A 6,488-nucleotide genomic window follows, 5' to 3' on the forward strand; every position below is an offset into this window, starting at 1 on the left:
ACGGTCGAGGACGACCTGCTCGTCGTGCGCGGGTGCCGCCTCAGCGCGGTCCTCACCCTCGCCGGGACCCGCCTGGACGCCCGCGGTGACGCGATCACGGCGACCGTCACGCCCCGCGCGGACGGCACGTTCTGGCGCACGACCGTCCGGCCCCCCGACCGCACCGTGGCCACCCAGCTCGTCGCCCCGGACGGGACGGTCCTGACCTCCCTCGCCGGGCGCCTTCTCGTCCCGCTCGTCGGACCCGGCAGGACCGCGACCACCTGGCTCCTCGAGACCCCGGGCAGGGTGCGCGCGCTCGCGTCAGCGCCCGGTGGGGCCACGGACCCGCCCGGCGAGCTGTGGCGCGTCGACCTGCCGGTCGTGCAGGCCGTGGCGCTCGCGGACGGCCGCGCGGTCCTCGCCACGGGCGACGCGCTCGTCGCCCTCGACGCCCGCACGGGCGAGCGGGTGTGGTCGTGGCCGCGCTCCGTGTCGAGGTCGTCCGCGGGTGGCCCCGACGCCGGGCCGGACCTCGCGCGCGGCGTGACGGCCGCGTTCACGGACGGCGCCACGCTCGCCGTGGTCGCGCCCGACCCCGACTCCCCGCGGCGCGCGCTCCTCGTGGGGCTGTCGCTCGACGACGGGGTGGTGCGCTGGCAGGCCGCGTACGACGCGGACCCGCACGGCTTCGCCGCGGTGGCGGGGCGGGTCGTGCACGTGGACTCCAGCACGTCCCGCGTCACGGTGCTCGGATGAGGTGCCGAGGTGTGGCGGTCGGGTGAGCTCCGCGTGCGAGCGGACGACGGCCGCGTGAGCCTGACGGGAGACCGGCCCCCGTGCCGAGGTGGCCGGAACGAGACGAGGGAGGACGCCGTGCCGAAGCGCGACCCGGGACCGAGCGTGAAGGACCCCGAGCTGTACGAGAAGCTCCGCGACGAGGGCGACTCGAAGGAGAAGGCGGCGCGCATCGCGAACGCCGCGGCCGGGTCGTCCCGCAAGAGCGTCGGCCGCAAGGGCGGCAAGGCAGGCGACTACGACGACTGGACGGTCGAGAAGCTGCGCAAGCGCGCAGCGGAGATCGGCATCGAGGGCCGCTCCTCGATGCGCAAGGCCGAGCTCGTCAAGGCCCTCCGCTCGCACTGACCCGGGCTCTCGGGGAACCCGGGAACGGCCGCGGTGCGGGATCTCACCCGCGGCGCGCCCGTCCTGCGGTCGCGCGCGGAGACGCGCCCGCTACGGTGAGTCCGTGCACCTGTCGCCCGACTCCGCCCTGCGCACCGCCCGCCGTCTGCTCTCCCGCGCGCTCGTGGTCGCCGTCGCGGCGCCGATCACGGTCGCGGGCGTGCTCGTCACCGCCGACGCGATCCGCAAGCGCCGCAACACGACCGAGGCGTCGTTCCCCCGCTCCTCCCCCGCCGCCGTCGAGGTCGCGGGCACCACGACGACCGTCTTCACGTACGGCGAGGACGTCTACCGGGAGATGCTCGGCGCGATCCGCGGCGCGCAGCGCCGCATCCTGCTCGAGACGTACATCTGGAAGGCGGACGCGCTCGGCGAGGAGTTCAAGCAGGCGCTGGTCGAGGCGAGCGCGCGCGGCGTCGAGGTGTTCGTCGTCTACGACGGGTTCGCGAACCTCGTCGTCCCGCAGGCGTTCTTCGACCTGCCGGAGCCGATCCACGTCATCCGCTACCCGGTGTTCCGCCCGGGCGTCCTCATGCTCAACGTGCGCAAGTCGGGTCGCGACCACCGCAAGATCCTCGTGGTCGACGACGAGATCGCGTTCGTCGGCGGGTACAACATCGGCGCCCTGTACGCGACGCAGTGGCGCGACACGCACGTCCGCCTCGTGGGCCCGAGCGCGTGGGAGCTGCGCAACGCGTTCGTGGACTTCTGGAACGCCAACCGCAAGCCGGGCCAGCCGCTCCTCGCCGACCCGGGGTCGGTGCACTGGGAGCCGCGCCTGCGGGCCGCGCGCAACGCGCCCGCGCACCTCGTCTTCCCGATCCGCGGCATCTACCTCGACGCCATCGACCGTGCCAGCTCGCACGTCTACATCACGCAGGCGTACTTCATCCCGGACCGGGAGATCCTCGCAGCGCTCCTCGCGGCCGCCGCGCGCGGGGTCGACGTGCGCGTCCTGGTGCCCGAGCGCTCCAACCACGTGCTCGCGGACTGGCTGTCGCGCGGTCTGTACACGGCGCTGCTCAAGGGCGGGGTGCGCATCCACCTGTACCGGGACGCGATGGTGCACGCGAAGACCGCGACCATCGACGGCGCGTGGACGACGATCGGGACGGCCAACATCGACCGGCTCTCCCTGACGGGGAACTACGAGGTGAACCTCGAGATCACCGACCCCGGGGTGGCCGAGCAGATGGAGAAGGTGTTCGACGTCGACCTGTCGAACTCGCGGGAGCTCACGCTCGCCGAGTGGGACTCCCGCTCGGTGGCGGCCAAGCTCAGCGAGGTCGTCCTCACTCCCCTGCGCCCGCTGCTGTAGGCCTCGCGGGCGGGCGCCGGCGGGACCGGCGCCGGTCTCAGCGCGCCGGGTCGGAGCGCAGCGTGTCCGCCGCCTCCTCCTCGGGGCGGGGCGGCACGGTCTCGTCGGCCTCGAGCAGCGTCACCTCGCCGTACTCGGGGTGCTCGTCGCGCAGCGCGCGGGCCGCGGCGTCACCGGCACCGTCCAGGCTCCCCGCGGCGACGTCGAGCGCCGCACCGGGGGTGAGCGGTCGGTACGCGTACGTCCCGCCGGTGCGCTGCTCCCCGAGAAGACGGTCGACCATGCCGTGCCCCACCGTCGAGAGCAGGGCGTCGTGCACGGGGACGACGACGCGCGGGTCGATCCCGCGCACGAAGTCGATCGTCTCGGCGAGCTTGAGCCACGGCGCGGACACCGGCGCGAGGAGCACGTCGAGCCGCTCTCCCCCGAGCGCGTCGCCGTCCGGCGCGTCGAACGAGTCGCCGGGGTGCAGGAGCGTCGCACCGTCCCCGCGGACGAGATAGGTGACGTTGGCGATCCGGGGCACGTCGCGGTGGATCACCGCGTGCCGGCCGCCACCGACCACGACCTCCAGGCCGCCGAGGTCGAGACCGTCGCCGGGGACGACGACGTGCACGCGCGCGGAGGTGTCCTGCGGCAGGGAGGGACGCAGCGCGGCGACCACCGCCTCGGGCGCCCAGACCGTGAGCCCGGGCCGGGCCGCGAGGGCGGCGCCGAGCGCGGGCGCGTCGACGTGGTCCGGGTGCTGGTGGGTGACGAGCACGGTGTGGGCGTCGCGCAGGGCGCCCGCCGCGTCGCTGAACGTGCCCGGGTCGATCGCGACGACCTGACCGCCGTGCCGCACCGTGACGCACGCGTGGCCGTGGAACGTGACTCGCATGGATCCTCCTCCGCTCGCCCTGCCCGCCGCGACGGCCGTCGCCTCAGGCTGCCACCCCGACCACGCGGGTGCCCACCGCTCAGCCCACGACGAGGACCAGGTCGCCGCCCTCGAGCTGCTGCACCGCGCCGATCGCGACCCGCTGGACCGTGCCCGCGACCGGGGTCGTGATCGCGGCCTCCATCTTCATCGCCTCGACCGTGGCGACGGTCTGCCCGGCCTCGACGGCGTCCCCGACGACGACGACCGGCGTCACCGCGCCCGCGAACGGCGCCGCGACCTGCCCCGGCTGCGTGGGGTCCGCCTTCTCGGCCGTGCGCGCGTCGACGTCGACCGCGCGGTCGCGCACCTGGATCGGGCGCAGCTGACCGTTGAGGGTGAACATGACCGTGCGCATGCCCCGCTCGTCGGGCGTGCCGATCGCCTCGAGACCCACGAGCAGGCGCACGCCCCTGCCGAGCGCGACGGCGACCTCCTGACCCGGCTCGAGCCCGTACAGGTACGTCGGGGTGTCGAGCACCGACACGTCCCCGTACGCTTGACGCACCTGCTCGAACTCCTTGGTCGGCCCCGCGAACAGCAGGTGGTTCAGCCGCCGGCGCCGCACCTCCCCCGCCTGCGCGAGCTCGGCCTCGTCCTCCGGCGACAGCGGCGTCACGCCGCCGCGCGCCGCGCGACCGGCGAGGGCACGGGAACGGAACGGCTCCGGCCAGCCCCCGGGCGGGTCGCCGAGCTCGCCGCCCAGGAACCCGATCACCGAGTCCGGGATGTCGAACGCCTGCGGGTCGGCCGCGAACTCCGCCGGGTCCGCGCCCGCCGCCACGAGGTGCAGCGCGAGGTCGCCCACGACCTTCGACGAGGGCGTCACCTTCACCAGGCGCCCCAGGATGCGGTCCGCCGCGGCGTACATCGCCTCGATCTGCTCGAACTTGTCCCCCAGGCCGAGCGCGATCGCCTGCTGGCGCAGGTTCGACAGCTGCCCGCCCGGGATCTCGTGCTCGTACACGCGCCCCGTCGGCCCGGGCAGGCCCGACTCGAACGGCGCGTAGACGCGGCGCACCGCCTCCCAGTACGGCTCCAGGTCCGCGACCGCGGTCAGCGACAGGCCGGTGTCGCGCTCGGTGTGCTCCAGGCCCGCGACGAGGGCGGACAGCGACGGCTGGCTCGTCGTGCCCGCCATGGCGGCGCTCGCGGCGTCGACCGCGTCCACGCCGGCGGCCGCGGCGGCGAGCAGCGTCGCCATCTGACCGCCCGAGGTGTCGTGGGTGTGCAGGTGCACGGGCAGGTCGAAGCGCTCGCGCAGCGCGGTCACGAGGCGCGTCGCGGCGGCGGGGCGCAGGAGCCCGGCCATGTCCTTGATGGCGAGCACGTGCGCGCCGGCGTCGACGATGCGGTCCGCGAGGCGCAGGTAGTAGTCGAGCGTGTACAGGTCCTCGGCCGGGTCCAGCAGGTTGCCCGTGTAGCACAGCGCGACCTCGGCGACCGTGCTGCCCGTGGCACGCACGGCCTTGATCGCGGGACGCATCTGGTCGACGTCGTTGAGCGCGTCGAAGATCCGGAACACGTCGATGCCCGTCGCGGCGGCCTCCGCCACGAACGCCTCGGTGACGCGCGTCGGGTACGGCGTGTACCCGACCGTGTTGCGTCCGCGCAGCAGCATCTGGATCGCGAGGTTCGGCATCGCCTCGCGCAGGGTCGCGAGCCGCTCCCACGGGTCCTCGCCGAGGAAGCGCAGCGCGACGTCGTACGTCGCCCCGCCCCACGCCTCGACCGACCACAGCTGCGGCGTGGCGCGCGCGACGTGCGGCGCAACGGCGGCCAGGTCGTGCGTGCGCACGCGCGTCGCGAGCAGCGACTGGTGGGCGTCGCGGAACGTGGTGTCGGTGACCCGCAGGCGCTGCTCGCCGCGCAGGGCGCGCGCGAAGCCCTCGGGGCCGAGCTCGAGGAGCTGCTGGCGCGTGCCGGGCGGCGGCGCGACGGACAGGTCGAGCGCGGGCAGCTTCGTCGCGGGGTCCGTGGCGCGCCGTGGCTCGCCGTGCGGGCGGTTGACCGTCGTGTCCCCCACGTAGGCGAGCAGGCGCGTGCCCCGGTCGGCGCTCTCGCGCGCCGCGAGGAGCTCGGGCCGCTCGTCGATGAACGACGTCGCCACGTTCCCCGCGACGAACTCCGGGTCGGCGAGCACGGCCTGCAGGAACGGGATGTTCGTCCGGATGCCGCGGATGCGGAACTCGGCGAGCGCGCGCCGGGCGCGGCGCACCGCCGTCGGGAAGTCGCGGCCGCGGCACGTGAGCTTCACGAGCATCGAGTCGAAGTGGCCCGAGACGACGGACCCGGCGGTCGCCGTCGCGCCGTCGAGCCGCACGCCCGCCCCGCCCGGCGAGCGGTAGGCGATGATGCGGCCCGTGTCGGGCCGGAACCCGTTCGCCGGGTCCTCGGTCGTGATGCGGGTCTGCAGGGCGGCGCCGTTGACGCGCACGTCCTCCTGCCGGATCCCGAGGTCCTCGAGCGTCTCGCCGGACGCGATGCGCATCTGCGCGGACACGAGGTCGACGTCGGTGACCTCCTCGGTCACGGTGTGCTCGACCTGGATGCGCGGGTTCATCTCGATGAACACGTGCTGCCCGGCCCGCTCACCGACGGTGTCCACGAGGAACTCGACCGTGCCCGCGTTCTGGTACCCGATGTGCCGGGCGAACCGCACCGCGTCCGCGCACAGCGCGTCCCGGATCGCCGGGTCGAGGTTCGGCGCCGGCGCGATTTCGACGACCTTCTGGTGGCGGCGCTGCAGCGAGCAGTCCCGCTCGTACAGGTGCACGACGTTGCCTGCGCCGTCGGCGAGGATCTGCACCTCGATGTGCCGCGGGCGCAGCACCGCCTGCTCGAGGAACACCGTCGGGTCGCCGAACGCGCCGTCGGCCTCGCGCATCGCGGCGGCCAGCGACTCGGGCAGGTCCTCGCGCGTGTCCACACGGCGCATCCCGCGCCCGCCACCACCGGCGACGGCCTTGACGAACACGGGGAACCCGATCGCGTCCGCCGCGGCCACGAGCTCGTCGACGTCCGACGACGGCTCGCTCGACGCCAGCACCGGCAGTCCGGCCTCGCGGGCGGCCTTGAGCGCGCGCA

Annotated in this window: 5 protein-coding genes; 3 read left to right on the top strand and 2 right to left on the bottom strand. The window is 74.7% G+C overall.

Features of this window, described 5'->3' with window-relative positions:
• From FB00_RS20570 to FB00_RS20580, 3 genes are all read left to right on the top strand, one after another.
• Positions 1–738 (top strand): PQQ-binding-like beta-propeller repeat protein (locus tag FB00_RS20570; RefSeq protein ID WP_047234788.1); only part of this gene is annotated, 738 nt, incomplete at its 5' end.
• A gap of 117 nt (positions 739–855) precedes the next feature.
• Positions 856–1,125: a DUF7218 family protein gene (locus FB00_RS20575; protein WP_047234790.1), complete on the top strand. Its 270-nt coding sequence runs from the start codon at positions 856–858 to the stop codon at positions 1,123–1,125.
• 103 nt (positions 1,126–1,228) lie between these two features.
• Positions 1,229–2,482 carry a phospholipase D-like domain-containing protein gene (locus FB00_RS20580; protein WP_231581977.1) on the top strand — a complete coding sequence of 418 codons (1,254 nt, stop codon included), beginning with the start codon at positions 1,229–1,231 and terminating at the stop codon, positions 2,480–2,482.
• 37 nt (positions 2,483–2,519) lie between these two features.
• Here the strand turns inward: FB00_RS20580 and FB00_RS20585 are convergent, their stop codons facing one another.
• Positions 2,520–3,362, bottom strand: a complete 843-nt coding sequence (locus FB00_RS20585) for an MBL fold metallo-hydrolase (RefSeq protein WP_082141575.1) — start codon at positions 3,360–3,362, stop codon at positions 2,520–2,522.
• 79 nt (positions 3,363–3,441) lie between these two features.
• Positions 3,442–6,488, bottom strand: a 3,047-nt coding sequence (locus FB00_RS20590) for a pyruvate carboxylase (protein WP_047234789.1), incomplete at its 5' end; no start/stop codon positions are given.

Origin of the sequence: Cellulosimicrobium funkei (genome assembly GCF_001019615.1) — a bacterium.
GTDB lineage: Bacteria > Actinomycetota > Actinomycetes > Actinomycetales > Cellulomonadaceae > Cellulosimicrobium > Cellulosimicrobium cellulans_E.

What these genes read in the sequence shown, in the direction of transcription:
- FB00_RS20585 (WP_082141575.1), bottom strand. Translation starts at nt 3,362, where the DNA reads ATGCGAGTCACGTTCCACGGCCACGCGTGCGTCACGGTGCGGCACGGC.